The 24,381-nt window shown below is 68.6% G+C and carries 23 protein-coding genes; 13 read left to right on the forward strand and 10 right to left on the reverse strand.

Annotated features, from left to right (window positions below; all coding sequences use genetic code 11):
• The first annotated feature begins 35 nt into the window (after positions 1-35).
• From metG to OG817_RS00660, 9 genes are all read left to right on the forward strand, one after another.
• A complete protein-coding gene (gene metG / locus OG817_RS00620) occupies positions 36-1,835 on the forward strand; it encodes a methionine--tRNA ligase (RefSeq protein ID WP_406051458.1) in 1,800 nt (599 codons plus the stop codon).
• A gap of 5 nt (positions 1,836-1,840) precedes the next feature.
• On the forward strand, positions 1,841-2,266 hold the full coding sequence (locus OG817_RS00625; protein ID WP_396396935.1) for an SRPBCC domain-containing protein: 426 nt from the start codon (positions 1,841-1,843) through the stop codon (positions 2,264-2,266).
• A 10-nt stretch (positions 2,267-2,276) separates the two neighbouring features.
• Positions 2,277-3,191 (forward strand): TatD family hydrolase, encoded by a 915-nt coding sequence (locus tag OG817_RS00630; protein WP_360442185.1) that lies wholly within the window; start codon positions 2,277-2,279, stop codon positions 3,189-3,191.
• Positions 3,185-4,108, forward strand: a complete 924-nt coding sequence (locus OG817_RS00635) for an ornithine cyclodeaminase family protein (RefSeq protein WP_406051459.1) — start codon at positions 3,185-3,187, stop codon at positions 4,106-4,108. The genes OG817_RS00630 and OG817_RS00635 overlap by 7 nt, the downstream gene beginning before the upstream one ends.
• Positions 4,095-4,709 carry a nitroreductase family protein gene (locus OG817_RS00640; RefSeq protein WP_406051460.1) on the forward strand — a complete coding sequence of 205 codons (615 nt, stop codon included), beginning with the start codon at positions 4,095-4,097 and terminating at the stop codon, positions 4,707-4,709. The genes OG817_RS00635 and OG817_RS00640 overlap by 14 nt, the downstream gene beginning before the upstream one ends.
• A gap of 220 nt (positions 4,710-4,929) precedes the next feature.
• Positions 4,930-6,054, forward strand: a complete 1,125-nt coding sequence (locus OG817_RS00645) for a ubiquitin-like domain-containing protein (RefSeq protein WP_406051462.1) — start codon at positions 4,930-4,932, stop codon at positions 6,052-6,054.
• Between the two features lie 12 nt (positions 6,055-6,066).
• Positions 6,067-6,954, forward strand: coding sequence for a 16S rRNA (adenine(1518)-N(6)/adenine(1519)-N(6))-dimethyltransferase RsmA (gene rsmA, locus OG817_RS00650; RefSeq protein WP_406051463.1), 888 nt, complete (start codon positions 6,067-6,069; stop codon positions 6,952-6,954).
• 17 nt (positions 6,955-6,971) lie between these two features.
• Positions 6,972-7,904 (forward strand): 4-(cytidine 5'-diphospho)-2-C-methyl-D-erythritol kinase, encoded by a 933-nt coding sequence (locus OG817_RS00655; RefSeq protein ID WP_360442170.1) that lies wholly within the window; start codon positions 6,972-6,974, stop codon positions 7,902-7,904.
• 8 nt (positions 7,905-7,912) lie between these two features.
• Positions 7,913-8,056: a hypothetical protein gene (locus OG817_RS00660; RefSeq protein WP_406051464.1), complete on the forward strand. Its 144-nt coding sequence runs from the start codon at positions 7,913-7,915 to the stop codon at positions 8,054-8,056.
• 25 nt (positions 8,057-8,081) lie between these two features.
• Here the strand turns inward: OG817_RS00660 and OG817_RS00665 are convergent, their stop codons facing one another.
• The 3 genes from OG817_RS00665 to OG817_RS00675 form a co-directional block, all read right to left on the reverse strand.
• On the reverse strand, positions 8,082-8,447 hold the full coding sequence (locus OG817_RS00665) for a hypothetical protein (protein WP_406051466.1): 366 nt from the start codon (positions 8,445-8,447) through the stop codon (positions 8,082-8,084).
• Between the two features lies 1 nt (position 8,448).
• Complete coding sequence (locus OG817_RS00670) at positions 8,449-9,798, reverse strand: class I tRNA ligase family protein (RefSeq protein WP_406051468.1); 1,350 nt, start codon at positions 9,796-9,798, stop codon at positions 8,449-8,451.
• 167 nt (positions 9,799-9,965) lie between these two features.
• Positions 9,966-11,291, reverse strand: a complete 1,326-nt coding sequence (locus OG817_RS00675; protein ID WP_406051469.1) for a hypothetical protein — start codon at positions 11,289-11,291, stop codon at positions 9,966-9,968.
• Between the two features lie 295 nt (positions 11,292-11,586).
• Here OG817_RS00675 and OG817_RS00680 point away from each other — a divergent pair, with 295 nt between their 5' ends.
• A complete protein-coding gene (locus OG817_RS00680; protein WP_406051470.1) occupies positions 11,587-13,485 on the forward strand; it encodes a GTP-binding protein in 1,899 nt (632 codons plus the stop codon).
• Between the two features lie 100 nt (positions 13,486-13,585).
• Here OG817_RS00680 and OG817_RS00685 read toward each other — a convergent pair whose 3' ends face one another.
• Positions 13,586-14,428, reverse strand: coding sequence for a fructosamine kinase family protein (locus tag OG817_RS00685; RefSeq protein ID WP_406051472.1), 843 nt, complete (start codon positions 14,426-14,428; stop codon positions 13,586-13,588).
• A 49-nt stretch (positions 14,429-14,477) separates the two neighbouring features.
• Between OG817_RS00685 and OG817_RS00690 the strand changes: the two genes are divergently transcribed.
• Positions 14,478-16,280 (forward strand): ABC-F family ATP-binding cassette domain-containing protein, encoded by a 1,803-nt coding sequence (locus OG817_RS00690; protein WP_406051473.1) that lies wholly within the window; start codon positions 14,478-14,480, stop codon positions 16,278-16,280.
• Between the two features lie 442 nt (positions 16,281-16,722).
• On the opposite strand, the gene OG817_RS00695 is transcribed toward OG817_RS00690, so the two are convergent.
• Entirely contained in the window at positions 16,723-17,220 is a 498-nt protein-coding gene (locus OG817_RS00695; RefSeq protein WP_396396956.1) for a MarR family winged helix-turn-helix transcriptional regulator, read from the reverse strand.
• A gap of 97 nt (positions 17,221-17,317) precedes the next feature.
• Here OG817_RS00695 and OG817_RS00700 point away from each other — a divergent pair, with 97 nt between their 5' ends.
• Complete coding sequence (locus OG817_RS00700; protein ID WP_406051474.1) at positions 17,318-18,106, forward strand: methyltransferase domain-containing protein; 789 nt, start codon at positions 17,318-17,320, stop codon at positions 18,104-18,106.
• Between the two features lie 2 nt (positions 18,107-18,108).
• Positions 18,109-18,456, forward strand: a complete 348-nt coding sequence (locus tag OG817_RS00705) for a VOC family protein (protein WP_406051475.1) — start codon at positions 18,109-18,111, stop codon at positions 18,454-18,456.
• Here the strand turns inward: OG817_RS00705 and OG817_RS00710 are convergent, their stop codons facing one another.
• The 5 genes from OG817_RS00710 to OG817_RS00730 all read right to left on the reverse strand — a co-directional run bounded on the left by OG817_RS00710 (position 18,457) and on the right by OG817_RS00730 (position 24,366).
• Positions 18,457-20,916, reverse strand: coding sequence for an ABC transporter permease (locus OG817_RS00710; protein ID WP_406051476.1), 2,460 nt, complete (start codon positions 20,914-20,916; stop codon positions 18,457-18,459).
• 1 nt (position 20,917) lies between these two features.
• Positions 20,918-21,697: an ABC transporter ATP-binding protein gene (locus OG817_RS00715; RefSeq protein ID WP_406051477.1), complete on the reverse strand. Its 780-nt coding sequence runs from the start codon at positions 21,695-21,697 to the stop codon at positions 20,918-20,920.
• Between the two features lie 103 nt (positions 21,698-21,800).
• The gene (locus OG817_RS00720) at positions 21,801-22,469 is read right to left on the reverse strand and encodes a response regulator transcription factor (RefSeq protein ID WP_406051479.1); all 669 of its coding nucleotides are present in this window, start codon (positions 22,467-22,469) and stop codon (positions 21,801-21,803) included.
• Positions 22,466-23,650, reverse strand: a complete 1,185-nt coding sequence (locus OG817_RS00725; RefSeq protein WP_406051480.1) for a sensor histidine kinase — start codon at positions 23,648-23,650, stop codon at positions 22,466-22,468. Before OG817_RS00725 ends, OG817_RS00720 begins: the two co-directional genes overlap by 4 nt.
• Before the next feature lie 74 nt (positions 23,651-23,724).
• Complete coding sequence (locus OG817_RS00730) at positions 23,725-24,366, reverse strand: TetR/AcrR family transcriptional regulator (RefSeq protein WP_131362973.1); 642 nt, start codon at positions 24,364-24,366, stop codon at positions 23,725-23,727.
• Positions 24,367-24,381 lie beyond the last annotated feature (15 nt).

Consider the following 24,381-nt stretch of genomic DNA (forward strand, 5'->3'; position numbering starts at 1 on the left):
GCCTGGTGCTGCGCCCGGCCTCTACAGTCGGGCGCATGACCAGCATCCTGTCCGCCGTGGCCTGGCCGTACGTGAACGGTCCCAGGCACATCGGCCATGTCTCCGGCTTCGGCGTTCCGTCCGATGTGTTCAGCCGGTATCAACGGATGGCTGGGAACGACGTACTGATGGTGTCCGGGACCGACGAGCACGGTACGCCGATCCTCGTCCAGGCGGAGCGGGAAGGCGTCACCCCGCGGGAGCTCGCCGATCGGTACAACCGGGTCATCGTCGAGGACCTACAGGCGCTCGGGCTGTCGTACGACCTGTTCACCCGGACGACCACGCGCAACCACTACGCCGTGGCACAGGAGATGTTCAGAACCGTTCACCGCAACGGATATCTCGTCCCACGGACCGGGCTGGGCGCCATCTCGCCGTCGACCGGCCGCACCCTGCCGGACCGCTACATCGAAGGCACCTGCCCGATCTGCGGGTACGACGGTGCGCGCGGCGACCAGTGTGACAACTGCGGCAACCAGTTGGACGCGATCGACCTGCGGAACCCACACAGCCGGATCAACGGTGAGACGCCGGTCTTCGTGGAGACCGAGCACATCTACCTGGATCTCCCGGCCCTCGCCGATGCGCTCGGGGCGTGGCTCCGCACCAGGACCGGCTGGCGGCCGAACGTCCTCAAGTTCGCGCTGAACCTGCTGGACGACGTACGCCCGCGGCCGATGACGCGGGACATCGACTGGGGCATCCCGGTGCCGCTGCCGGGCTGGGAGGACAACCCGAACAAGCGCCTGTACGTGTGGTTCGACGCGGTCATCGGGTACCTCTCGGCGAGCATTGAGTGGGCCCGGCGGTCCGGTGATCCGGAGGCCTGGCGGAAGTGGTGGTCCGATCCGGAGGCGCTGTCGTACTACTTCATGGGCAAGGACAACATCACCTTCCACGCGCAGATCTGGCCGGCCGAACTGCTCGGCTACAACGCCTCGCCCGGGCCGTACGGCGTCCTGAACCTGCCGACCGAGGTCGTGAGCAGCGAGTACCTGACCCAGGAAGGGCGGAAGTTCTCGTCCTCGCGGTCGGTGGTGATCTATGTCCGCGACGTCCTGGAGCGGTACGGGCCGGACGCGTTGCGGTACTTCATCGCCGTCGCCGGGCCGGAGACGCACGACTCCGACTTCACCTGGTCGGAGTTCGTCCGCCGGAACAACGACGAACTGGTCGGCACCTGGGGCAACCTGGTGAACCGGACCGCGTCGATGATCGCGAAGAACTTCGGCGCGATCCCCGCAGCCGGGGAGCTGACCCGGGCCGATCGCGAACTGCTTGCCAGCAGCAAGGAAGCGTTCGGGACGGTCGGCGATCACCTCGGGCACCACCGGCTCCGGCTCGGCATCGGGGCAGCGATGAAGAACGCCGCGGACGCCAACCAGTATCTCTCCCAGCAGGCGCCCTGGAAGGAGTCCGATCAGGAGCGGAAGGCGACGATCCTGCATGTCGCCGCGCAGGTGGTGGCCGACAGCAATCGGCTGCTCGCGCCGTTCCTGCCGCACTCGGCGCAGAAGGTGCACGAGACGCTGGGCGGGACAGGGTCGTTCCAGCCGCAGCCGGAGGTTCGTGAGGCCGACGATCTCGACGGCGGGCCGTCGTACCCGATCATCACCGGCGACTACACCACGCAACCACGCTGGGAATCGGAGCCCGTCGTACCGGGAACTCCTGTGCGGCCGCCGACGCCGGTGTTCACGAAGCTGGGGCAGGAAGTGGTCGACGCGGAACTGACGCGTTTGTACAAGCGCGAAGGCGACGACGGTCGTACGGTCGAAGCAGAAAGGAGCTGATGACAATGACCGGCTACCTGGCGACTGCCGAGACCGACATCGCGGCGACTCCTGCGCAGGTCTGGGAGGTGCTGACCGATCCGAAGCAACTGAAGCAGCTGTGGTTCGGTGCCGAGGTGGAGACGGACTGGCAGGTCGGCAGTCCGATCACCTGGAGCGGTGAGTGGGAGGGCAAGCCCTATCAGGACAAGGGCGAGGTCCTCGAGGTCGAGTCCGGCCGCTTGCTGAGGCTGACGCATTTCAGCCCGTTGACCGGACAGCCCGACGTGCCCGAGAACTACCACACGCTCACCTACGAGCTGACCGGCGACGACGCGACCCACCTCAAGCTCACGCAGGACAACAACGCGAGCGAGGAGGAGGCCGAGCACTCCCAGGGCATGTGGGAGATGCTCGTGGCCAAGGTCAAAGAAGCTGCAGAAGGTCAGTAACCTGGGCAGCATGTCTGCTGATGGTGTGGAGGTCGACCGGCCGACCCGGGAACGCGCGGCGATCGGGGAGGACGGCCGGTCGCGCGACCGGCGCCGTCCGGCGCTGCCCGACCCGCTGCCGATGAGCGTGGTCGACGCGCACTGCCATCTCGACATCGCCGACGGCGAGGACGGCGCCTGGCTGAGCCCGGCCGAGGCGATCCGGATGGCGTCGTCCGTCGGCGTCACCCGGATCGTCCAGGTCGGCTGTGACCTGCCGGGCGCGGTCTGGGCGGTCGAGGCCGCGGAGCAGTACCCGAACCTGATCGCGGGCGTCGCTCTGCACCCCAACGAAGCGCCGAAACTCAAGGCTGCAGGGGAGTTGGACAGCGCGCTGGCCGAGATCGAGCGGTTGGCGCAGACCTCGGACAAGGTTCGCGTGATCGGCGAGACCGGGCTGGACTACTTCCGCACCGGCGAGGACGGGCGGGCCGCACAGCACGAGTCGTTCGCCGCGCACATCGAGCTGGCGAAGCGGCTGGACAAAACGCTGATGATCCACGACCGCGACGCCCACGACGACATCCTGAAGATCCTGGACCGCGAGGGCGTGCCGGACCGGCTGGTGATGCACTGCTTCTCCGGCGACACCGAGTTCGCCCGCAAGTGCGTCGACCGGGGCGCGTTCCTGAGCTTCGCCGGCGTGGTGACGTTCAAGAACGCCCAGTCGCTGCGCGACGCGCTGGCGGTGACTCCGCTCGATCGCGTCCTGGTCGAGACCGACGCGCCGTACCTGACCCCGTCTCCACATCGCGGCCAGCCGAACGCGTCGTACCTGATCCCGCACACGGCTCGGAAGATGGCCGGTGTACTCAACATCTCGGTCGCCGAACTGTGCGGTGCGCTGAGCGACAACGCCGACCGGGCCTTCGGCGGCTCGTGGTAGACGTCCTCACCGACGCCGACATCACGGCCCGGCTCCAGCCCGCCGCCGCGGTCGGTTGGATGCGCGAGGCGATCCTGGCCGCCCACGCGGGGCGACTGCACACTCCGCCGCGGGTCAGCACTGTCCTGGGCGACGGCCGGCTCGTGTTCACCACGGGAGCGCTGACGGGGGAGTGGTTCGGCTACCGGTCGTACGACTCGTTCGACACCGATCCCGGCAGCCAGGTGGTCGTGGTGCACGACTGGAGCACCGGCGCCGTCCGGGGCATTGCTGTGGGCAACGAACTGGGGCCGCGACGGGTCGGTGCGATCGGTGGTGTCGCTGTCGGCGCACTGGCGAATCCGGACGCGACGACCCTCGGTTTGATCGGGACCGGCACCCAGGCGTGGACCCAGCTCTGGGCGATCGCCACGGTCCGTCCGCTGTCGTCGGTCGCGATCTTCAGTCGTGACCTGGTACGCCGGAACGCCTTTGCAGCAAGGGTTTCCGCGGAGCTGGGACTGCTCGCGGACGCGGTGGAGTCGACGCGGGACGCGGTCGAGGGGCGAGACATCGTCGTACTCGCGACGAACAGTCCGGTACCCGTGATCGAGGCCGGCTGGATCGCGCCGGGAGCGTATGTGACGACCCTCGGACCCAAGCAGGTTGGCCGGGCCGAGTTCGGTCCCGACCTGGTTGCCAGGGCGGATGTCGCGGTGACCGACTCGATCCCGCAGACGTCGGCGTACGACCCGCCGTTCATCCTGGTCGGGAGCCCGCAGCACGATCGGCTGACCAGTCTTGGTGCGGTGCTCGCCGGGGACGCTCCGGGGAGGACGAGTGCCGAGCAGACGGTGATCTTCTGCTCGGTCGGGCTCGCGGGCACCGAGGCCTACCTGCTGGCGCGGCTGGTAGACAGTGCCCATGGAGTTCAGTGAGGTAGTGCGGCGGCGCCGGATGGTGCGGAACTTCGACCCCGACCGGCTGGTGCCGGCAGAGGTCCGGGAACGGATCCTGGAGAACGGTCTGCACGCCCCGTCCGGCGGATTCAGCCAGGGGTGGGCGTTCCTGACCCTGGAGGGTGACGATCGGGAGCGGTACTGGGGAATCGCGGCCGCCGACCCCGACGAGAAGTATGTGGGATGGCTCACAGGATTGCGTCGGGCGCCGCTGCTGGTCCTCGCCTTCGCGCACAAGGACGCGTACCTCGATCGGTACGCCGAAGCGGACAAGGGCTGGACCGACCGCGACGAGTCCCACTGGACGGCGCCGTACTGGTACGTCGACACCGGGATGGCCGTGCTGCTGATGCTGCAGACGGTCGTCGACGAAGGCCTGGGAGCGTGCTTTTTCGGGCCTCCAGCGGACAAGGTGGGCACGCTGTACGACGAGTTCGGGGTGCCTGCCGGGTTCGACCTGATCGGCCTGCTGGCGGTCGGCCACCGGGCCCCGGACAAGCGCTCCCCGTCGCTGAAACGAGGCCGCCGGAACACGGGCGAAGTGGTGCATCGAGGGCAGTGGGGCCATCACCTGGCGTAACTGGCCCATTACCCTATTTTGCGACTCGCCGACGAGAGGATTGGCGCTTCCGGGACATCTTCGTTACTGTCTCGTGATATTGGCCGGGATCGGGGAAGGTTCCGGGCAGCGCGCCCCTCGGCGATGACCGTGGTCCCCGGGCCCTGAATTACCCGGAGCTTGCGGCCTTACGCCAGCGCTGTCCGCCCCCGTGCCCGGGTGGCCCTACCTGGGAGCGTTAGTGCGTAAGTCCATCATCGCGGTCGTCGGTGCGACGGCTGCGTTCGCCGTTGCGGGCGGTTCCGTGGCGTACGCCGCGAAAAGCAAGACCGTGAGCCTCTCCGTCGACGGCCAGGTGCAGAAGGTGCACACCTTCGGCTCCACCGTGGCAGACGCCCTGAAGGCCGAGAAAGTTCAGATCGGCGAGCATGACGTCGTCGCCCCGTCACCGGACTCGAAGTTGAAGGACGGCCAGGAGATCGCGGTGCAGTACGGCCGCCAGCTGATCGTCGACGCCGACGGCACCAAGAAGGCCTTTTGGACCACGGAGGACAGCGTGAACGAGGCGCTGGCCGACCTGGGTCTGCGGTACGACAGCGCTGCGGTGTTCTCCACCAGCCGGAGCGCGCCGATCGGGCGCCAGGGCCTGGAGCTGGTGGTCAAGACCCCGAAGACGGTGCAGATCGTCCGGCAGGGCAAGGTCGCGACCGTGAAGTCCATGGCCTCGACCGTCGGTGAGGCTCTCACCGGCGCCAAGATCGCCTGGGACTCCGACGACCGGATCAGCCCGGCGGCGACCACCGCCCTCAAGCCCGGTGTGAACCGGGTCGGGTACGTGAAGGTCGACGTCAAGCGGGTCACCAAGACCCTGGCGATCGCGCACGGGACCGACGAGACCAAGTCGGCCACGATGCTCGAGGGCACCAAGAAGACCACCACGAAGGGGACCAACGGCTCGAAGGCGGTCACCTATGTGTACACCTACCTGGACGGCAAGCTGACGACCAGCAAGGTGCTCACGACCAAGGTGGTCACCGCGCCGGTCGACGAGAAGGTCCTCGTCGGCACCAAGGCGAAGCCCGTGGAGCCGCCGACCACCGACACCGAGCCGCCGGCGAGTGGCAACACCGGTGCCTGGGACCGGATCGCCGAGTGCGAGTCCGGTGGCAACTGGTCGATCAACTCCGGCAACGGGTACTACGGCGGCCTGCAGTTCGACCACGGCACGTGGGCGGCCTACGGCGGCACTGCCTACGCCTACAACGCGAACGGTGCGTCCAAGGCGCAGCAGATCGCGATCGCGGAGAAGGTGAAGGCCGACCGCGGTGGGTACGGCGCCTGGCCAGTGTGTGGCCAGCGAGCCTGACACACTGACGGGGTGACCTCGTCTGATTCATCCACTTCCGCCGGACCGAGACTTCTCGGTCCGGCGGAAGTGCGTTCGCTGGCCGCCGCGCTGGGCGTCCGCCCGACCAAGCAGCGCGGCCAGAACTTCGTCATCGACCCGAACACGGTCCGCCGGATCGTCAAGGCCGCTGCGCTGACGGCCGCAGAGACGGTGCTCGAGGTCGGCCCCGGCCTCGGGTCGCTGACACTGGCTCTCCTGGCCGACGGGCACCCGGTCACCGCGGTCGAGATCGATCCGGTGCTCGCGTCCGCGTTGCCGTCGACGATCGCGACGTACGCCCCGGACCAGGCCGGTGACTTCACGGTGATCGAGGCCGACGCGATGACGGTCGGTCCCGAACAGATCGGATCGCCGACCGCGTGCGTCGCCAATCTGCCGTACAACGTCGCCGTACCGGTGCTGCTGCATCTGCTCGAGGTCTCGCCGTCGCTGCGGCACGGGCTCGTGATGGTCCAGTCCGAGGTCGCCGACCGGCTCGCCGCCCCGCCCGGTTCGCGGACGTACGGCGTACCGTCCGCGAAGGCCGCCTGGTACGCCGAGGTCCGCCGGGCCGGCCCGGTCGGGCGGAACGTGTTCTGGCCGGCGCCCAACGTCGACTCCGGGCTGGTCGCCTTCGAGCGGCGGGAACCGCCGGTCTCCAGTGCGAGCCGGCAGGAGGTGTTCGCGGTGATCGAGGCGGCGTTCTCGCAGCGGCGCAAGACCGTCCGCTCGGCGCTCGCGCGCTGGATGCCGGACCGCGATCGCCTCGACCAGGTGTTCCGCGTCACAGGCATCGATCCGGGCCTGCGCGGCGAGATGCTGGGAATCACGGACTTCGCCGCCCTCGCAGGCGCAGGACACGACGCGTCACCTGCATAAGGCACTAGCCTGTCCGCGTGTCACCTTCTGCTGAGGTCACGGTGCGGTCGCCGGCCAAGATCAATCTCGGTCTGTCGGTCGGTCCGCCGCGCCCGGACGGGTATCACCCCGTCGCCACGGTCTACCAGGCCGTTGCCCTGTACGACGATGTGACCGCGGTGGTGCGGGACGACGACGCGGCGGTTTCGGTCGAGGCGGTCGGTGACTTCGCGGCCGACGTACCGACCGACGAGACGAACCTCGCCGTCCGCGCGGCGCGGTTGCTGCAGGCGGAGTACGACGTCGAGGAAGGCGTCGCGCTGACGATTCGGAAGACCATCCCGGTCGCCGGTGGGATGGCCGGCGGATCCACTGACGCGGCAGCGACTCTGGTGGCGTGCAATCGGCTGTGGGGCCTGCAGTTGTCACAGACCGAGTTGCAGAATCTCGCGGCCGAGCTCGGCAGCGACGTACCGTTCTGTCTGGTCGGCCACACCGCGCTCGGCCACGGCCGCGGCGAGCAGGTCACCGAGGTGATGTCGCGCGGTACGTTCCACTGGGTCTTCGCGATTGCCGAGGGTGGACTGTCGACGCCGGCCGTGTACGGCGAGCTGGACCGGCTGCGTCCGCTTCGCCGGGTCGAGTCGCCGGAGGTACGCCCCGAGCTCCTCACCGCACTGCTCTCCGGCCGGCCCGACGCACTCGCAGTTGCCCTCGGCAATGACCTCCAGGCGGCCGCTCTCTCGCTGCGCCCCGAGCTGGGCGACACCCTCCAGTTCGGCCTCGACCAGGGCGCCCTCGCGGCCCAGGTGTCCGGCTCCGGTCCCACCTGCCTGTTCCTCGCCGCCGACAGCCGCAGCGCCGTCGATCTCGCAGTAGAACTCGCCGAGTCCGGCCTCTGCCGCATGGTCCGCCAAGCCGAAGCCCCCGTCCCCGGAGCCCGAATCCTCCCCGCCCCCGCCAACCGCTAGGCAGAATCATGGACGAACAGCAGGAAGAGACTCCCGGGCGGCTGCAGCCTGCCGGTCGCGGGTCGCTCGCCGGACGGATCGTGCGCGCGGATGAGTGGGACTCCGCGGAGACCAATCAAGCGATCGCCGAAGACTTCGATCGCCTGACGTGACACCCCCGGCTCCTCGGTGTAGTGCTCAGCCGGTCAGGGAATCGGGTGGGGGTGGGGCCAGGGAAGGGTCTACCTCTTCTATTACTGAGGTGCCGGTGGCGCCGTCGAGGCGGTGGTAGTGCTCGGTGAGCGTGAGGGTGCCGGCGGGGGTGTAGGCGGGGGTGCTGGTGACCTGGCCGGCGGTGACGGTGCCGTCGGTGGCGAGTTGGCAGTAGGTGGCGGTGATGACGCCGTCGTCGTCACACGTTCCGACGAGGCGGCCGAAGTACAGGCGGCCGCCGCCGAACTCGGCCCAGATCAGCTTGCCGTTCTGGTGGTAGCGGCCGGTTGGTGCGTCCGGCGGGTTGCCGAGCGGGCGGAAGATCCGGCCGTCGTAGTTCGGGACGTCCATGTCACCGCCCGATCAGGATCGACAGCAGTTGATCGACTCCGGGTGCACTCGCAGCCAGCCCGGTCAGCGCCGACCGGACCGCGAGCGCCGGATCGAAACCGCGCGGCCTCAACGCCGCCGCACCCCGCTTCACGTCCTCCTCAGCCAGTACGGCGGGCACCGCCGACGTCTTGACCGCACCGTCGAGCAGCGGTCGCACGTACGCCTCGAACTCCCGGTACGACGACACCGTGAAGTCACTGGCGTAGCGGTCGGGCCGGTCCCACGCGAGATACAGCCGCACGATGTCGACGTCCTCGTCGTGCAGGAAGTCGTTCGCCCAGATCGCATGGTTCCGGCTGGTCGAGAACTTCGAGCCGTCGAGCGTGTAGAACTCGTTCACCTGCGCCCCGCCGATCGCCTCTGGCGGCACCCCGCAGGCCAGATAGACCGCGGGCCAGAACAGGGCGAAGTAGAACCCGTTGTCGATCCCGTTGAAGTGCCACAGCGCGCCGACCTCGGACCACGCCCGCGAGGTCTTCTCCAGTCCCAGCGCCCCGGGTTGCAACGACTGCGCGACGCCGTACACGGTGGACAACCCGACCTCGGCGTACACCTCCAGCCGCAGACCCTCGTGCGGGCCGGTGCCTCTGAGTCCCCAGTTGGTCGGATACGCGATGGGTATGTCGGGCAGCCGGTGCTCGAGGTAGTGCGTGACGATCCGGCGAGCGCGGTCCGGGAGTTCGGCGCGCAACCAGATCTCGATCAGTTCCTGGCGGTAGTCCTCCATCGACAGCACCGGGACGTTCGCCTGGAACGGTTTCGGCGCGCCACCGCAGCGGTTGCAGACCGGGTCCACGAGGTTCTCCGCCGAGGTGTAGCCGCCGCAACCCTCGCAGCCGCCACCCGCAGCCTCCGATCCACACCAGGCGCAGGTGCCGACGACGTACGACTGGTGCAGCGTGCGTCCGCAGTCCTCGCAGGCCAGCAATGTCAGCCTGCGCATGGGGAACCGGCCGGCCTCGGTCAGGTCGGCGGCGAGGGTGGTGACGCCGTGCTGGTACGCCGTACTTTGCGGGTCGAGGAACACGTCGTACTGGATTCTGGCGGCATCCAGTGCTTCGACGATCTCGTCCCGGTAGGCGGCGGCCAGTTTCTCGACGTCGACGCCCTCCTTCTCGGCGCGGGTCAGCACCCAGTTCTGGTGGACGTCGAAGCCGGCGGTCGTCACCACCCGCTCGCCGCGCGCCCGCGCCGCCCGGGCCGCGATGTCCGCGGCCAGGTACGGCCCGGACAGGTGCCCGACGTGCAGCGGCCCGTTGGCCGTCGCCGGCGGCACGACGACAACGGTCACACCGGTGGAGGTGATCATGCGGCGGCTCCTACCTCGGGGCGGCAATGTGCGCGGCCGATCCCCGATCACTCTCCTCACAGGGCCGGTCGCAGTCCGCGAGATTACTCCCTGGAGCCGTCACCCGCCAGCCTGAAAACCCTTGAAAACAAGGGGTTTTCAGACCGCCGGACGAAGCGAACGTTTGACTATGGTGCCTGGAAGAAGCAGCAGCCGCCGGTCGCGCCGGTGGACATGCCGACCACGCCACCGTCGAGATCACGCGATCCGCGGATCAGGAATCCGCCCAGGCCGCCGGCGACCAGGAACGCTCCCCAGGTCAGCAACCACTGCTCGTCCCCGTCATCGGTCAGGAACGTCTCCGGCACCGGATGGATCCGGCGTTGCAGCACCCACGGGTTGCCCATCGCAGTGTCGAGCCGGTCGGCCCAGGTCGCCGCGTCGGTCTGCCAGCCGAGCAGTACGCCGTCCCCGCCGTGCAGCGAGGTCGGCTTGAGGACCAGCTCCTGCTGGTTGGCGATCGCGTACTCCCGGAGATCCGCCTGCCGTCCGTCGACGGTGACCTGACCAGTGCGGACCATCCGTGTCCACGGGAGGATGCGGTCGAGGACCGCGAGTTCGTCGGCCGGATAGCGATCGCGGTACGCCTCGTCGGACAGCAGCGCGAGCGATCCCTTGCTGCCGTACAGCTCGGCGTCGAGCGGGGTGAAGATCGCGACGTGCCCCCGTTCGGCCGCCTGCAGGACGGGCTCGAGCATCTCGACCGCACCCGGCTTCAGCAGGTCCTCGATCATGAACAACCGGAACACCACGTCGATCGCCTGATCGCCGAGCCACACCCGGTCGTCGGTGTACGTCAGCGCGTCCACCGGGCAGGGGAGCGCGTCGATCCCCATCGGCGCCAGCATCGCGGCGCTCTTGTGCAACTGCCGTTCGAGGTCGGGATAGCTGTCCGGGAAGTCGGCGATCGCCATCACCGGCCGTACGCCGGTCGGCACCTTCGCCTCGGTCAGGATCGTCCGGACGACCTCCTCCATCGTCTCGGTGAAGGTGAGCCGGTGCTCGTCGGTGAACTCGGCGAAGAACGGCAGCTCCAGCAACGCCCGGTTCAGCACCGGGTTGTCCACCCCGCCGACGGTGCTGCCCATGTTGATCTCGAGCAGATGGAAGCCCTGCTCGTCCTTGTACAGATCCGCGCGACCCATCCGGCTCGGAGCCGGCCCGCGACCGCGAACGACGGCCTCGGTCTGCGCCTCGGTCAGGCCGACCGCGCGAGCGAACGCCCCCAGGTCGCCGTTGAACACGCGCTCCGGCAGCCGGGTCAGGGCAGAGTGCAGCAGATCCAGGTCGGTTGTCAGCCGGCCGTACTCGGCCGCGTCCAGGAAGGCCGGGCGGCTGAGCGACCGGCCGAGGAACGTGGTGGCGTCGAGCTTCGGGTCGACCGCCGCGCGGATCGCGCTCGGCGTGGGACCCCGGGTGATGGCGGCGGCGAGATAGTCGTCCGTCAGAGACATGAGAACTCCTTGTCCTCCCCAGCGGCCGCCCTGGAAGTCCCGTTCCGCGAAGTATGTAACGGGACCTGGGCGGCTGCGTGGGCGGCAGGTTAGTCGGCGCCGATCGCCTCCTGAAAGGGCTGACGGGAAAATCGCTCGCGACGTACCGGGCCCGGGGTTACCATCCAAGCGTTTGCCATCGAAGGTCCGAATGACCAGGACCAGTGACAGGAGACCGGGATGCGCCGCGCAGTGATCTACCTCGACAGGACTGATCACTTCGACGTATTCGCGAGGACCCTTGAACTCTCTGACGATGGGCATTGTGGCGCATGTCGACGCCGGTAAGACGAGCCTGACCGAGCGGCTGCTGTACGCCGCCGGTGTGATCGGCCGGGTCGGCCGGGTCGATGCGGGCGACACCCAGACCGACTCGATGGACCTCGAGCGGAAACGTGGCATCACCATCCGCTCGGCGGTGGTGTCGTTCGAGTTGGGTGACCTGAGTGTCAACCTGATCGACACCCCCGGCCACTCCGACTTCATCGCCGAGGTCGAGCGGGCGCTGTCCGTGCTGGACGGCGCCGTGCTGGTGATCTCGGCGGTCGAGGGTGTGCAGGTCCAGACCCGCCTGCTGATGCGGACGCTGGCCCGGCTGCGCATCCCGACGTGCCTGTTCGTGAACAAGATCGACCGGGTCGGCGCCCGGTACGGCGAGTTGCTCGCAGACATCGCGCGGTTGCTGACGACCTCCGCCGTACCGATGGGATCGGTGCGGGATCTCGGCACGCGGGCGGCGCGGTTCTCGCCGTTCTCCCTGCAGAACAAGGGACTCGGGGAACTGCTTGCCGAGCGCAATGACGAGTTCCTGGCCGGGTATCTGGACGACTCGTTGTCGGTGGACGACTATGCGGCCGAGTTGCGGCGGCAGGCGGGGGCTGCGCAGGTTCATCCGGTGTACTTCGGGTCGGCGATGACGGGCGACGGGGTGCCGGAGTTGATCGAAGGCATTCGGTCGTGGTTGCCGCGGGCAACGGCTGGCCCGTCGGACGACCTGCGGGCACGGGTGTTCAAGGTCGAGCGGGGTGCGGCCGGGCAGAAGATCGCGTCGGCTCGGGTGTTCGCCGGTTCACTCTCGTCCCGGGCGTACGTCGACGTGCACCCTGCGGACGGCCCGTCGTACCAGGCTCGCCCGACGGCCGTGGACGTCTTCGAGCGCGGGTCGCGGCGGTCCGTCGAGCGAGCAGAGGCTGGGCAGATCGTGGCGTTGCGCGGGTTGAAGGAGATCCGGATCGGCGATCAGCTCGGCGTGCCGTCGGCCGGGGTCGGGCAACTGTTCGCGCCACCGACGCTCGAAACCGTCGTCTCTGCCGGGGATCGGATGAGGCTCTTCCAGGCGCTCACCCAGCTCGCCGAGCAGGACCCGCTGATCCGCGTCCGGAAGGCGGAGGACCTCACTGTGAGCCTGTACGGCGAGGTGCAGAAGGAGGTGATCGCCTCGTTGCTGGAAAGCGAATACGGGTTGGCGGTCACCTTCAGCGAGACCAGTCCGATCTATGTCGAACGGGTGGACGGCGTGGGAACGACGTACCGGGAGATGGGTGCTGCCGGCAACCCTTGGGTGGCGGGGGTCGGTTTCCGCGTCTCACCGCTTGCCGAGGGCATCGATTACCGGCTCGAGGTCGAGCTGGGGGCGCTCCCGCGGGCGTTCCACACGGCGATCGAGGAGACGGTCCGGCAGACCCTGCAGCAGGGTTTGTCGGGCTGGGAGATTCCGAGCTGCCGGATCGACCTCACCTACACCGAATACAGCAGCGTGGGCACGACCGCCGCCGACTTCCGTCGCCTGGTCCCGCCGGTCCTGATGCAGGCCATCCATGACGCCGGGACGACGGTGCTGGAGCCCATCAACCACTTCGAGCTCGACATCCCGCCCGACTCGATCTCCCGCGTGCTGGGCCACCTCGCCGAATCCCGCGGCCTGGTCGAGCACACCACCCTGCACCCCGACCACGCCCACCTCGAAGGCACCATCCCCGCCGCCACCACGCACCCCTTCGAGTCCCACCTCCCCACCCTCACCCACGGCGAAGCCCTCCTCACCACCACCTTCCACACCCACCACCCCGTCCCCACCCCAGCCCCAACCCGCCCTCGAACCGACGGAAACCCCTTGAACCACAATGAATACCTGGTCCACCTCAACCGCCAATGACCGAACCCTGAACGCGCTGCCCGCACCCGGACGAACCGGTCTTCGGAAACAAAGTTGCGCCTAGCGACGAAAATGCTCCGAGGAGCGCGCGAGCGGGCGACTAGTACCGAGTCAGGGTGGTGTGGAGTTTGGTGAGGGTTTCGGGGGCTGGGCCGAAGTGGGCCAGGACGCAGAGGTGTTCTCGGAGGTGGAGGAGGGGGAGGCGGTCCAGCCAGCCGGGGTTCAGGGGGTGGAGTTCTTGGTAGGCGTCGTAGAAGGAGGTGGGGATGTTGCTGCAGCCGTGGAGCATGGAGAGTTCGGCTTCGGGCCAGCCGTAGTAGACGGCGGGGTCGATCAGGGCGGGAGCCGGTAGGAGGTTGCCGTGCCAGAGGTCGCCGTGGAGGAGGGACGCGGGCTGGGACGGGATCAGGTCGGGCAGGCAGTTGGCGAGGCGTTCCAGGCGGCGGCGGTCGCCGGGGGAGAGGGCGTTGTAGCAGTTGGGGACTTCCAGGTAGCGGAGCAGGCGGTGCTCGGCGAAGAATGCGTGACCGTCGTCGTTCCACGGATTGCGTTGCGGGAGGACGCCCAGGTAGTTGTCCTGGTGATAGCCGAACTTGTTCGCGGTCTGCTGGTGCTGCACAGCCAACCGACGGCCGGCATCACGCCAGAAGTCGTCAGAGTCCGCCGGCAGCGACGACGCCCCAAGGTCGGACAGAACGATGAACGTCGGTGTGACCCGCAGCACCTTCGGTACGACGAACGCCCCCGGCACGCCCAGCGCCTCGAGCCCATCCGCCTCGAGCGCATACAGATCAACCGGTACGTCGTCGTGCGTCTTCACGATCACCGACCGGCCCAGCGTCGTACTCACGCGATAGGTCTTGCTCGCGTACCCACCGTCCACCGGTGAGGCGCTCACGACGTCGCCGAGGGAGAGGCCGTCGAGCCAGGCGGGATTCAGCACGTGGACGATCCTGGCACGTGCGCACCGGTCGGCTACCCTGGGGCGCGTTATGGCGGCACCTAACTTGGTCAATCTGGAAGCTGTTTCGAAGGGCTTCGGGACCCGGACACTGCTCGACTCGGTAAGTCTTGGCGTAGGCCGGGGCGAGCGCGTCGGCGTGGTCGGGCGCAACGGCGACGGTAAATCGACGCTGCTCCGGCTCCTGGCCCGGCGGGAGGAGCCCGACAGCGGCCGGATCACTCACAATCGCGACCTCCGGCTCGGGTACCTCGGTCAGAGCGACGACCTCGACCCGGAGCAGACCGTGCTGCACGCGGTGCTCGGTGATGTCGAGACGTACACCTGGGCCGCCGATCCGCGGACGCGGTCGGTGATGGAGCACTTGCTCGGCGGAGTGGACCACGGCGCGCTCGTCGGCACCCTGAGTGGTGGGGAACGCCGCCGCGCATCGCTGGCGAGGCTGCTGCTGACCGAGGTCGACCTGCTGATCCTGGACGAGCCGACCAACCACCTCGACATCGAGGCGGTCAACTGGCTGGCCGATCACGTGGTCGACCGGGCCGGTGCGCTGATCGTCGTCACCCACGACCGCTGGTTCCTCGACGCGGTGTGCACCGACACGTGGGAGGTGCAGGGCGGCCGTATCACGTCGTACGACGGTGGGTACGCGGCCTACGTGCTCGCGAAGGCGGAACGCGCCCGGAGCGCCCAGGTCTCCGAGACGAAGCGGCAGAACCTGCTGAAGAAGGAACTCGCCTGGCTGCGGCGTGGTGCTCCGGCCCGGACCAGCAAGCCGAAGTTCCGGATTGACGCCGCGAACGCCCTGATCGAGAACGAGCCGCCGCCGCGCGACAAGCTGGCGCTGTCCCAGTTGGCGACCGCGCGCCTCGGCAAGGACGTGTTCGACGCCGAGGACGTGAGCCTCAGCTTCGGCGACCGGCTGATGTTCGACCACGTCACGTTTCGCCTCGGGCCGGCCGACCGGATCGGGCTGCTCGGACCGAACGGCGCCGGCAAGACGACGTTCCTGCGGCTGCTGACCGGTCAGCTCGCCCCGGACCACGGCCGGGTCAAGCAGGGCAAGACAGTCCGGACCGCCAACCTGTCGCAGAACCTCGACGAGGTCGACGGTGCGGCGACCGTCCTCGACCACATCACGGCGATCCGGCGTACGGCGGCCCTCGCGGGGCGGGGCGGAGAGCTCACGTCGTCACAACTGCTGGAGCGGTTCGGGTTCACCGGCGACAAGCTGACGACCCGGATCTCGGACCTGTCCGGTGGTGAACGGCGCCGCATGCAGCTGCTGCGCATCCTGCTCGACGAACCGAACGTACTGATCCTCGACGAGCCGACCAACGACCTCGATGTCGAGACCCTCACCGTGCTCGAGGACTTCCTCGACAGCTGGCCGGGTGTCGTCGTCACCGTCACCCACGACCGGTACTTCCTCGAGCGCGTCAGCGACATGGTCTACGCGATCATGGGCGACGCCCGGGTCAGGCATCTGCCTCGTGGCGTCGACCAGTACATCGAGGAGCTCGCCGACCGGGGCCCTCGCCGTACGACGTTCACGTCCTCGACCTCCGAGCCCGTGGTGTCCGACGAATCGACGCCGGCGGACGAGCCGGTCGTTGACGCGGCAGTGGCTCGGGCGGCGAAGAAGGAACTCAACCGGATCGAACGCCAGCTCGCGAAGCTCACCGAGGCGGAGGCCAAGCTGCACGACCAGATCGCCACGCACGCGAGCGACTACGAGCGGCTGGCCGAGCTGGACACGGAGTTGCGCAAGCTGGCCGAGGAACGCGGCGAACTGGAAACCGCGTGGTTCGAGGCGGCCGAACGCGCTGAATGAGCGCGAATCCCGGGTGATTTTCCACCGCGAAGTCGCGGCGTGATCAAATCCCACCGAGTCGCGGCGCGTCCTCCGATCCCCTGTTCTTCGGAGGGCGCGCCGCGCCTACCGGGTGAGCGGGCCCCGTGCCGGCCGGCGTTGTTCGGGCCCCGAGCCCCGGACACCGCGCGGCCACTTTCGGCGGACCACCTCTTGCCGCCGAAGTCACCGTATTCTTGACGTTTCGTGGTCGATCGGACACCGACAGTGAGGACCATAGTGCGCGTGCTCACTCAGTGTCGATAGCCGTCCGCTACAGCAGCCTCTCGATCTCGTTGCAACTAGCAACGATCGGAACCCCGGTGAGGTGACGGGTCGTCTTTTCGGATTATTCCGGCACAATTCCCGGGCTTTCTCCGCGGCCGGAAAAAGTCACCTGTGAATGTATACAAACGGCACCCGGTCAGTGCTTTTCCAGGTCGAACGGCCGGACGAGTTCGCGCAGTACCCGGGCGATCTTGGCCTGGTCGCGCTCGCTGATCGTGCCGAGCAGCGAGCGTTCGTGCGCGAGCAGATCGGCCATCGCGGCGTCCACCGCGTCGCGGCCGGTGGTGGTGAGCTGGACGAGCACGCCACGCCGGTCGCCCGGGTCCGGGAGCCGCTCGACGAGTCTGCGGGCTGCGAGCCGGTCGACCCGGTTCGTCATGGTGCCGGAGGTGACCAGGGTTTCCTTGAGCAGCCGGCCCGGCGACAGCTGGTACGGCGCTCCGGCGCGACGAAGGGCGGCGAGTACGTCGAACTCCCACGACTCCAGACCGTGGGTCTCGAAGGCCTGGCTGCGGGCGCGGTCCAGGTGCCGGGCCAGCCGGCTGACCCGCGACAGCACCTCCATCGGCGCGACGTCGAGGTCGGGGCGTTCCCTGCGCCAGGCCTCGATCAGCCGGTCGACCTCGTCATCCATGCTTCGAGATTACGTCATCAAGAGTCTTGACATCAAGACAAGTGGGAGGACTAGAGTATCTCGACATCAAGATAAATGCGTCAGAGAGGTGCTCGCCATGCGCACGTCACCGGTGTGGAACCCAGTGCAGTACGGAACATACGCCGACGAACGCGGCCGGCCGTACGCGGATCTGGTCGGCCGGGTCCGGGCCGAGGACGTCCGCACGGTCGTCGATCTCGGCTGTGGCCCCGGCGGCCTGACCGTCACGCTGCGGGAGGTGTGGCCGGAGGCAACCATCGTCGGCGTCGACAACTCGCCGCAGATGCTCGAGGCGGCACAGGAGTACGCCGACGACCGGCTGACGTTCGAGCTCGGCGACGTACGCGAATGGTCTGCGCCGGCAGGTTCGATCGATGTGATCGTGACCAACGCGACGCTGCAATGGATCCCGGAGCAGGTGGACCTGCTGCCCGGCTTCGTCAAGGCGCTGCGGCCAGGTGGGTGGCTGGCGATCCAGATCCCCGGCAATGGCAACGCTCCGTCGCACGCGATCCTGCGTGAACTCGCCGCCACCGAGCCGTACGCGGAGTACGCGAAGGACACCTCGCTACGGCCTGACGTCCCTGGTCCGGCGGAGTACATCGACGTACTCAGTGCTGAAGGGTGTGTCGTCGACGCGTGGGAGACGACGTACTTCCACGTTCTGCAAGGTGACAACGCCGTACTCGAATGGGTGAAGGGGACCGGCGCGCGACCGGTGTTGCAGTCGCTGCCGGACGACCTACGCGTGCGGTTCGAGGCGGAGTACGGCGCTCGGTTGGCGGAGGCGTACCCGCAGCGGGACTACGGGACTCTGCTGCCGTTCCGGCGGATCTTTGCCGTGGCTCAGAAGAAGGAGAGCTGAGGATGCGGCTTGATCACGTACAGGTGTCCTGTCCGCCAGGCGGGGAGGACATCGCGCGGGCCTTCTACCGGGACGCGCTCGGGATGACCGAGGTGGAGAAGCCGGAGTTGCTGAAGGCTCGAGGCGGTTGCTGGTTCAAGGAAGGCACCGCGGAGGTGCACGTCGGCGTGGAGCAGGACTTCCGGCCGGCGAAGAAGGCGCACCCTGCGCTGGCCGTGGACAACCTGGATGCGCTGGCTGCCAAGCTCACCGAGCTCGGATATCCGGTGACCTGGGACATCGAGACGATCCCGGGACGCCGGCGGTTCCACACCGCCGACGGCCACGGGAATCGGGTCGAGATCGTCTGACTACTCGGTTGCCAAGGCGCCGGCCGGAGCGACCTTGGCGGCCCGCCGGGCCGGCAGGACCGACGCGAGCAGGCCGGCGACCGCAGCGACCGCGGCGATCGCGACCAGCAGCGTGACGGGTACGGCGTACTCCACGCCGCCGTCGACGGTCTGGCCGCCCATCAGGGCGCTGGTCCCGGTCCAGCCGTAGATCAGGCCGAGGACGATGCCGAGCGCGGCCGCGACCAGTGCCATCAGCAACGACTCGACCGCGAGCATCCCTCGGAGCTGGCGCCGGGTCAGACCCATGGCCCGGAGCAGCGCGTTCTCCCGGGTCCGTTCCAGCACCGACAGGCTGAGCGTGTTGCCCACGCCGACCAGGGCGATCAGGACCGAGACCCCGAGCAGACCGATGCCGACGAGCAGCAGGACGTCGAAGATCTTCGTGTAGCTGGTCCGTTCGGCCAGGCCGCCGCTGACGGACAGATCCTTGACCGTCGGGATCGACTGCTCCACCGAGTCGATCACCTGCGACCCGTCCGCCTTCGGGTCGGACGCCACCCAGAACCCGTTCACCGCGGCGGTCGGGACGAGCTTCGCGAGGTCGGCGGCCGTGATCGTCATCGGGTCCAGTCCGGTCGCGCCCTGCGCCGTGACCGTCAACTTGTGCTGACCGGAGACGAGCGTGATCGGAGTGCCGCTCTTGATGTCCAACCCGGTCATGGTCTGGTAGTCGAGCAGCGCCGTACCCGGCTTCAGCTGACCGGCCAGCGTCGGGTCGTGGATGACCGACCCGGCCGCGGCCTGGTCGATCCCGGTCACCGGTACCTGCTGATCGCCGGCCTTCAGTGTCACCTGGCTCACCGGGACCAACTGCGTGATGCCCTTGATGTCACGCAGTTGCTGCTCGGCACTGGCCGGCATCTTGTCGTTGTACGCCCGCACCACCAGGTCGACCGGGTACTGACTGTCCATCGACACGTCGAACGTCTTGCGCACCGACGCGATCCCGACGCAGGTCAGGCTGATCAGGGTCACACCGATCAGCAGTGCCGAGGTGGTGGCCGCCGTACGCTTCGGGTTCCGGACCGCGTTGGCGACGGCGATCCGCGACGGTACGCCGGTACGGGCCGGCAACGCGCCGATCACCCTGATCAGCGCCGGTACCAGGAGCGAACCGACCGCGAGAACGCCGAGGAACGACAGCACACCGCCGGCCACGCCGACGATCACCTGGCTACTCCCCGCACCCACGGCCAGCAGCAGGCCACCACCCGCGAGCAACAGGAAGCCGAGGACCAGCCTCACTACACCGGCCTTCGACCCGGCGGCCGGAGCGGCCTCGGGGCGAGGCGCTGCCAGCGGCGCGACCCGGGTCGCCCGGCGAGCCGGTACGACGGCGGCCACGATGGTCGCCACGGTCCCGAGCAGCAGCGGCAGGAGCACTGACCACACGTCCAGGTGCAGCGGTACCGGCGGGATGCCCCAGTCGAACTCGCGGGCGAGCGCCAGCGCCAGCGCGGAGAGCGCGACCCCGAACACGACGCCGATCGCGGACGCGACCACGCCGACCACGCTCGCCTCCGCGAGCACGGAGGAGAACACCTGCCGGCGAGACGCGCCGACACAGCGCAGCAGCGCCATCTCGCGGGTGCGCTGGGCGATCACGATCGTGAAGGTGTTGCCGATCACCAGGCAGGCGACGAACAGTGCGATCACCGCGAACATACCGAACACACCGCCGAGGACGTCGATGCCGTTCGTGTAGCCCTTCACCTCGTGGTCGATCCATTCCTCACCGGTGTAGACCTTCAGATCTTGCGGGACGACGTTCTGGACGGCGGCGGCGAGTGCCTCCTGATCCACGCCGGGCCTCGCCGCGATCGCGACCGCCCGGGTGGATCCGTCCGGTTCGAAGATCTTCACCGCCGCCGGGGTGGCGACGGCATGCGCCTGGCCGACCGAGTTCGAGTCGTCCAGCAGGCCGACCACGGTGACGTCCCACGACTTGTTGTTCCACGAGTTGAGGCGGAGCTTCTGGCCGACCGAGACCTTGTGCTTGTCCGCCGGCTTGGCCGGGAGCGCGATCTCGTTCGTTGCGGTGGGCAACCGGCCCGACGACGTACCGGGGCCGGCGATCTTGGTGGTGTCGTAGAGCGCGTCGACCTCGACGCTCTCGTCCCGGACCAGCCCCGGGTACGACGCCTCGAGGTAGGCGGTGGTCAGCGTGACGACCGACGCGGCCTGCGGGACCTTCTCGACCTTGGTCAGGTCCGCCGCGGTGATCTCGGCGTTCTCCGGGAAGACCAGGGCGTCGACGCCGCGGTACTGCGCTCCGATCGTCGTGTCGACGCCGTGCGACGCCGACCCGTGCGCGGTCATCGCCAGGGTGCCGAAGCCGACCCCCAGCACGATCGCCAGGCAGGCGGCGACCAGGCGGCCCAGGTGGGCGCGCAGCGAGGAGAGAATCGAGCGTCGCACGTCAGGCCCCCAGTTGCCGCAGCGCGTCCAGCACGGTCTCCGGCTTCGGGTCGTGCAGCTCGCCCGCGAGCTTGCCGTCGGCAAGCATCACGACGCGGTCGGCGTACGACGCGGCGAGCGGGTCGTGGGTGACCATCACCACGGTCTGGCCGAACTCGCGGACCGAGCGGCGCAGGAACCCGAGCACCTCGGCGCCGGAGCGCGAGTCGAGGTTGCCGGTCGGCTCGTCGGCGAACACGACCTCCGGCCGTCCGATCAGCGCGCGAGCGACGGCGACGCGCTGCTGCTGGCCGCCGGACAGCTCCGACGGGCGGTGCGTGAGCCGGTCCTGCAGTCCGAGTACGTCGATCAGCGTGGTGAGCCACTGCTGGTCGGGCTTGCGGTTGCCCAGCTCGATCGGGAGCAGGATGTTGTCCTTCGCCGACAGCATCGGCAGCAGGTTGAACGACTGGAACACGAAGCCGACCCGGTCGCGGCGGATCTTGGTCAGCTCGGCGTCCGGCAGCTGGGTCAGCTCGGTCTCGCCGAGCAGGACCTGGCCGCTGGTCGGGGTGTCGAGCCCGGCCAGGCAGTGCATCAGCGTCGACTTGCCCGAGCCGGAGGGACCCATGATCGCGGTGAACCGGCCGACGCCGAAGTCGACCGACACACCGTCGAGCGCGGCGACCGCGGTGTCGCCCTGTCCGTACACCTTGCGCAACTCGTGCGCCCGGATCGCGGTCCGCGGCGTCCCGTCCTGCGGCAACCGCCCGACCGCAAGCTCACCGGTCTGCAAACTCATGTCACTCCTTGATTCAACTGAACCTGACGTTGGTCAAGAAGTTAGTGATTCCGCCACCGGATCTCGTCGGACCGCAGACTGGAGTCGGAGTACGACCTGGGTATTACTTGGTCGGCCGGACCAGTCCCGTTTCGTAGCCCAGCACCACCAGGGCGACCCGGTCACGCAGCCCGGTCTTGGCCAGGATCCGGCCGATATGCGTCTTGACCGTTGCCTCGGACAACGTGAACAACTGGGCGATCTCGGTGTTCGACAGGCCGCGGGCGACCTCGAGCAGGACCTCGCGCTCCCGGGCGGTCAGCTCGGCCAGATCCGGCCGTTCGGTCCCGGTGTCGGGCAGTGCGCCGGCGAACTGCTCCAGCAGCCGCTTCGTCGTACTGGGGGAGACCACCGCGTCACCGGAGTACACCTGGCGGATCGCCGACAGCAGGCCGGCCGGCGGCGTGTTCTTGAGCAGGAAGCCGGCCGCGCCGGCCTTGATCGCGGCGAACGCGTATTCGTCCAGGTCGAACGTGGTCAGCACGATCACCTTCGGTGCCTGCGGCAACGATTGAAGCCGCTGGGTGGCCTCCACGCCGTCCAGGCGGGGCATCCGGACGTCCATGAGTACGACGTCGCACGCGGTCACCTGGATCTTCTCCACCGCCTCGCCGCCGTCGCCGGCCTGGCCGACCACCCGCATGTCCGGCTGCGAGTCCACCAGCATGGTGAACCCGGCCCTGACGAGCTCCTGGTCGTCCACGAGGAAGACCCTGATCACGTCATCGCTCACTGCTCGCCTCCAGTGGGAAGGTGGTACGGAAGTTTGGCGATCACCTCGTAACCGCCACCCGCCTTCGGTCCGGCGCTCACCGTACCGCCCGAGATCGAGGCGCGCTGCCGCATCCCCACCAGGCCGTGCCCCGGGTCCGCGCTCGGCGCGACCCCGGCACCGCGGCCGTCGTCGGTGACCACCACGGTCAGCACCTCGCGCCCGAAGTCCAGCAGGACGGAGGTCCGCGCTCCCGGCCCGGCGTGTTTCAGCGTGTTGGTCAGGCCCTCCTGCACGATCCGGTACGCCGTCAGGCCCAGCAACGCCTCCAGGTCGCGCGGTTCGCCGGTCACCTGGTAGCCGACAGTGAGCCCGGCGTCGCGGACGTTGTCGATCAGCTCGGGCAGGGACGAGACGCCCGGTTGCGGGCGGGGCTGGTTCGGGTCGAGCTCGGGCTGCTCGTCCTGCTTGAGCAGCCCGAGCATCTTGCGCATCTCGGTCAGACTCGCGCGTCCGGTGTCACCGATCGTGGCCAGCGCCTTCTTCGCCTGCTCCGGTGACTTGTCCGCGGCGTACAGTCCGCCGTCGGCCTGGACGATCATGATCGAGAGACCGTGCGCGACCACGTCGTGGATCTCGCGCGCGATCCGGGTCCGCTCGTTGGACACGGCCAGCTTGGCCTCACGGTCGCGGTCGCGTTCCAACTGCTCGGCGCGTTCCTCGAGCTGGGCGACGTACAGGCCGCGGGTACGGCGCCGTTCGCCGAACGCCCAGACGCCGAAGACCAGCGCGCCGAGGGCAACCATCATGGTCACCTGCTGGCGCCAGTCGGAGTTCGTCCAGTACCGCGACGTCGCCATCAGGACGCCGAGGCCGCCGATTCCGAGCGCGATCCGGCTGTACCGGACCTCGCCGTACACCGAGATCGTGTAGAGGGCGACGAGCAGGCCGACGTTGGCCGGCATCAGCTGGGCGCCGAACAGCCACTGCACCGAGGCGACTGCGGAGACGCCGAAGAAGACGAGCTCGGGATGGCTGCGGCGCCAGATCAGCGGCACCAGCATGCCGAAGCCGAGGATGCCTTCGAACCCGGACTGCGCGATCGACAGGAGTCCGAAGACCATGCACAGGCCGCCGGTCAGCAGCAGGTCGAACGCCTTGCTGCGGGCAGGCACGGGCCGCGCGGTCAGGATCCCCGTCATGCGGGCCAGGGTACGGCGCGGTCACCGCCGTGGGGTCATGCCACGGGCGGATATCGGCGTACGACCAGCGGTTGTTACTTGTGCGGGCGGGTCGACAGGGTCGGCTTGGCTTCGAGGCCGGACAGGCCGTTCCAGGCGAGGTTGACCAGGTGGGCGGCGACGTCCGGCTTCTTCGGGCGGCGGGCGTCGAGCCACCACTGGCCGGTGAGCGCGACCATGCCGACCAGCATCTGGGCGTACATCGGGGCGTTCTTGGGGTCCAGGCCGCGGCGCTTGAACTCCTCGGCCAGGATGTGCTCGACCCTGGTGGCGACGTCGCTGAGGATCGAGATGAACGAGCCCGTGGACGACCCGACCGGCGAGTCACGGACCAGGATCCGGAAGCCGTCGGAGTTGTTCTCGATGTAGTCCAGCAGCGCGAGCGCCGCCTGCTCGACCAGTTCGTGCGCGCGGCCGGCTGTCAGCGACTGGGTGACACCGTCGAGCAGCGCCCGTACCTCGCGGTCCACGACCACGGCGTACAGGCCTTCCTTGCCGCCGAAGTGTTCGTAGACGACGGGCTTGGAGACCTCGGCGCGGGCCGCGATCTCCTCCACCGACGTCGCCTCGTACCCCTTCTGGGCGAACAGGCCGCGGGCGATGGTGATGAGTTGTTCGCGACGCTCGGCACTCGTCATCCGGATCCGGCCGGACCGCCGCGGTTTGGGTTCCGTCACGTCAAGATCACGTCA

The organism is Kribbella sp. NBC_00889, assembly GCF_045207705.1.
Classification (GTDB): domain Bacteria; phylum Actinomycetota; class Actinomycetes; order Propionibacteriales; family Kribbellaceae; genus Kribbella.

Coding starts and splice junctions, on each gene's coding strand:
- OG817_RS00695 (WP_396396956.1), bottom strand. CDS start 17,220: ATGGATGACGAGGTCGACCGGCTGATCGAGGCCTGGCGCAGGGAACGC.
- OG817_RS00660 (WP_406051464.1), top strand. CDS start 7,913: ATGGACGAACAGCAGGAAGAGACTCCCGGGCGGCTGCAGCCTGCCGGT.
- OG817_RS00715 (WP_406051477.1), bottom strand. CDS start 21,697: ATGAGTTTGCAGACCGGTGAGCTTGCGGTCGGGCGGTTGCCGCAGGAC.
- OG817_RS00675 (WP_406051469.1), bottom strand. CDS start 11,291: ATGTCTCTGACGGACGACTATCTCGCCGCCGCCATCACCCGGGGTCCC.
- OG817_RS00625 (WP_396396935.1), top strand. CDS start 1,841: ATGACCGGCTACCTGGCGACTGCCGAGACCGACATCGCGGCGACTCCT.
- OG817_RS00680 (WP_406051470.1), top strand. CDS start 11,587: ATGGGCATTGTGGCGCATGTCGACGCCGGTAAGACGAGCCTGACCGAG.
- OG817_RS00670 (WP_406051468.1), bottom strand. CDS start 9,798: ATGATCACCTCCACCGGTGTGACCGTTGTCGTCGTGCCGCCGGCGACG.
- OG817_RS00705 (WP_406051475.1), top strand. CDS start 18,109: ATGCGGCTTGATCACGTACAGGTGTCCTGTCCGCCAGGCGGGGAGGAC.
- OG817_RS00690 (WP_406051473.1), top strand. CDS start 14,478: ATGGCGGCACCTAACTTGGTCAATCTGGAAGCTGTTTCGAAGGGCTTC.
- metG (WP_406051458.1), top strand. CDS start 36: ATGACCAGCATCCTGTCCGCCGTGGCCTGGCCGTACGTGAACGGTCCC.
- OG817_RS00700 (WP_406051474.1), top strand. CDS start 17,318: ATGCGCACGTCACCGGTGTGGAACCCAGTGCAGTACGGAACATACGCC.
- OG817_RS00725 (WP_406051480.1), bottom strand. CDS start 23,650: ATGACGGGGATCCTGACCGCGCGGCCCGTGCCTGCCCGCAGCAAGGCG.
- OG817_RS00665 (WP_406051466.1), bottom strand. CDS start 8,447: ATGGACGTCCCGAACTACGACGGCCGGATCTTCCGCCCGCTCGGCAAC.
- OG817_RS00630 (WP_360442185.1), top strand. CDS start 2,277: ATGTCTGCTGATGGTGTGGAGGTCGACCGGCCGACCCGGGAACGCGCG.
- OG817_RS00640 (WP_406051460.1), top strand. CDS start 4,095: ATGGAGTTCAGTGAGGTAGTGCGGCGGCGCCGGATGGTGCGGAACTTC.